1 protein-coding gene is annotated in these 697 nt (G+C 54.7%); it reads right to left on the bottom strand.

Annotated elements, in window-relative coordinates:
• A partial coding sequence (locus AC1DR7_RS20330; RefSeq protein WP_478076676.1) for an RHS repeat-associated core domain-containing protein occupies positions 1 to 697 on the bottom strand: 697 nt, incomplete at both ends.

Here is a 697-nt window from a genome sequence, read left to right as displayed (position 1 = left end):
GAATCGTAGCGGTCGCGCATTAGGACAATCGGTGTGAGACTGACAGAATATTCGCTAAGGTAATACCCGTTGGCATCGCAATTGCATTGTGAATTGATCGCCCAATCCATCGTCGTTCTAGCCAACGTATTAGATCTGAACTCAGATTGCGGCGCGCCCGGGAACGTTCTTGTCGCGTCCCCTTCCCTCGTACCCGTCCGCCAGACTACTGAATTTACTTGCCATTCCAAAAGGCCGAAAGGATCGATCGAAGCGACGGGATTGCTTCCCGCGTACGAGTACAATGACACACCACCGTGCAGTCCCAGAGGATCTCCCTGCGTGTACCGTGCCACTGCCGGGTCGTACTCTCGCTGGGAGTTATAGAATAACCCACTGGCGTCTGTGGCCTGCTGCCCTGGAAAACGCAGTACCAAGTTAAAATCAATGCCATCGCCATCCGGGTCTGTGACTGGGCTTTGATTACCAAACACCTCACTCTTATTGCTCCACTCCCAGATCGGGATGTCGCGCACGGAATCGATAACTATACGCGGCGTACCCAGGTGATCTGGTTGGATATAGGCCAGTTCTGGCACCCCAGAGGCTGGTGTGTTGATCATCGCTACCGGGTAGCTGTCCAGCCAGACCATCTGCTGCTGAGCTTGACCCGTCGCTGAGTAGCTGCCGATCCACTTCCCGGCTTGGTCATATAGCG

Source organism: Stenotrophomonas sp. P5_A9 (genome assembly GCF_056400525.1).
This window is presented reverse-complemented; position numbering and strand designations above follow the sequence as displayed.